This is a genomic window from Gaetbulibacter sp. NE, from assembly GCF_025548475.1.
Classification (GTDB): domain Bacteria; phylum Bacteroidota; class Bacteroidia; order Flavobacteriales; family Flavobacteriaceae; genus Gaetbulibacter_B; species Gaetbulibacter_B jejuensis.
In genome coordinates this window covers 1-3,283 of the sequence record NZ_JAOQHY010000021.1, presented here as the reverse complement: position 1 = coordinate 3,283, position 3,283 = coordinate 1, and the positions used below count along the sequence as shown (strand labels likewise).

1 protein-coding gene is annotated in these 3,283 nt (G+C 39.0%); it reads left to right on the top strand.

Annotated features, from left to right (window positions below):
* On the top strand, positions 1-3,283 hold a 3,283-nt coding region (locus OD803_RS14410; RefSeq protein ID WP_262734052.1), incomplete at both ends, for an HYR-like domain-containing protein.

Below are 3,283 nucleotides of genomic sequence, written 5' to 3'. Positions count from 1 at the left end.
GGACTGCTACTGACGATTGTGGTAACGATGTATCGCAAGATCAAATCATAAACGTAATTGATACTACTGATCCTGTGATTAATATTGATGCAACAAATATCGCTGTAGAATGTGATGGTTCAGGTAATAATGGAGAAATAGAAAACTGGTTAAATAATAATGGTGGTGCTGTAGCGTCAGACAATTGTGGTGATGTTACCTGGACAAATAATTACAACGGAGCTCAATCAGATTGTTCTACTCCTGTATTGGTAACGTTTACAGCTACTGATGCTTGTGGAAATTTATCAACTACAACAGCTTCTTATACTATTCAGGACACAGCTAACCCTTCTATTGATACTGAAGCTTCCAATTTAACTGTACAATGTGATGGTACTGGTAATACTGATGACCTTAATGATTGGTTAACTAATAATGGTGGAGCTATTGCATCTGATGATTGTTCTACAATTACATGGACCAATGATTTTACTGAATTAAGTGACCTTTGTGGTGCTACTGGTTCAGCTACTGTAACATTTACTGCTACTGATGGTTGTGGTAACTCAAGTACTACTACTGCTATATTTACTATCGAAGACATAACTGCGCCTACAATAGATACAGAAGCTAGTGACTTAACTGTAGAATGTGATGGTGCTGGTAATATTGATGACCTTAATAATTGGTTAAATAGTAATGGTGGTGCTATTGCCTCTGACTTATGTGGAAACGTAACATGGACAAATGATTTTACTGAATTAAGTGACCTTTGTGGTGCAACTGGTTCTGCTACAGTAACATTTACTGCTACTGATGACTGTGGAAACTTTTCAACTACTACCGCTATATTTACAATTGAAGATACTTTAAATCCAGTAATCTCAACGGTAGCTGCTGACCAAACAGTTCAATGCGATGGTTCAGGAAATACTGATGAATTACAAGCTTGGTTAGATACTCAGGCAGGTGCTGTAGCTATTGATCAATGCTCAACAATTACTTGGACTAATAATTACTCAGGTCTTTTAGATCAATGTGGTGCAACTGGTCGTGCTTTAGTAACTTTTACAGCTACTGATGAATGTGGAAACTCATCAAGTACTACTGCTCTCTTTACGATATTAGATTTATTAAACCCAACTATTGATACTGAAGCCTCTGACTTAACTGTAGAATGTGATGGTTCTGGTAATGTTGATGACCTTAATGATTGGTTAACTAATAATGGTGGCGCTATTGCCTCTGATGTATGTTCAGATGTTACTTGGACAAATGATTTTGATAAACTTGCAGATGCTTGTGGTGCAACTGGTTCAGCTACTGTAACATTTACAGCTACTGATGGTTGTGGTAACTCAAGTACTACTACTGCTATATTTACTATCGTAGATACTACTGCTCCTACATTTACTGTACCTACTGATGTAACTATCGAGTGTGATCAAGATGCTAACGACTTAACTCTTACTGGTGATGTAACGGATGAAGCGGATAACTGTGACTCTGGTTTAGAAGCGACTTACTCAGATGCGATTGCTGATGGTAACTGTGCTAACGAATCTGTGATTACACGTACTTGGTCAGTAACTGATGATTGTGGTAATACTGCTACACTTGTTCAAACTATTAATGTGGTAGATACTACTGCGCCTACATTTACTGTACCTGCTGATGTAACTATCGAGTGTGATCAAGATGCTAACGACTTAACTCTTACTGGTGATGTAACGGATGAAGCGGATAACTGTGACTCTAGTCTGGAAGCGACTTACTCAGATGCGGTTGCTGATGGGAACTGTGCTAACGAATCTGTAATCACACGTACTTGGTCAGTAACTGATGATTGTGGTAATACTGCTACGCTTGTTCAAACTATCAATGTGGTAGATACTACTGCACCTACATTTACTGTACCTGCTGATGTAACTATCGAGTGTGATCAAGATGCTAACGACTTAACTCTTACTGGTGATGTAACGGATGAAGCGGATAACTGTGACTCTAGTCTGGAAGCGACTTACTCAGATGCGGTTGCTGATGGTAACTGTGCAAATGAATCTGTAATCACACGTACTTGGTCAGTAACTGATGATTGTGGTAATACTGCTACGCTTGTTCAAACTATCAATGTGGTAGATACTACTGCACCTACATTTACTGTACCTGCTGATGTAACTATCGAGTGTGATCAAGATGCTAACGACTTAACTCTTACTGGTGATGTAACGGATGAAGCGGATAACTGTGACGCTGGTTTAGAAGCGACTTACTCAGATGCGGTTGCTGATGGTAACTGTGCAAATGAATCTGTAATCACACGTACTTGGTCAGTAACTGATGATTGTGGTAATACTGCTACGCTTGTTCAAACTATCAATGTGGTAGATACTACTGCACCTACATTTACTGTACCTGCTGATGTAACTATCGAGTGTGATCAAGATGCTAACGACTTAACTCTTACTGGTGATGTAACGGATGAAGCGGATAACTGTGACGCTGGTTTAGAAGCGACTTACTCAGATGCGGTTGCTGATGGTAACTGTGCTAACGAATCTGTGATCACACGTACTTGGTCAGTAACTGATGATTGTGGTAATACTGCTACACTTGTTCAAACTATCAATGTGGTAGATACTACTGCGCCTGTCATTGACACTAACGCAACAGATATTATTGTTGAATGTGATGGTTCAGGTAATAACGGAGAAATAGAAAACTGGTTAAATAATAATGGTGGTGCTGTAGCATCAGATAATTGTGGTGCTATAACCTGGACAAATGATTACAATGGAGCTCAATCAGATTGTTCTGCTCCAGTAACAGTAACATTTACAGCTACTGATGCTTGTGGAAATTCATCAACTACAACAGCTTCTTATGCTATTCAAGACACTACTGCTCCTTCTATAGATACTACTAGTGCTAACTTAACTGTAGAATGTGATGGAGCTGGTAATATTGATGACCTTAATAATTGGTTAACTAATAATGGTGGCGCTATTGCCTCTGATGATTGTTCAGCAATTACATGGACAAATGACTTTACTAAACTTGCAGATGCTTGTGGTGCAACTGGTTCAGCTACTGTAACATTTACAGCTACTGATGGTTGTGGTAACTCAAGTACTACTACTGCTATATTTACTATCGTAGATACTACTGCACCTACATTTACTGTACCTGCTGATGTAACTATCGAGTGTGATCAAGATGCTAATGACTTAACTCTTACTGGTGATGTAACGGATGAAGCGGATAACTGTGACTCTGGTTTAGAAGCGACTTACTCAGATGC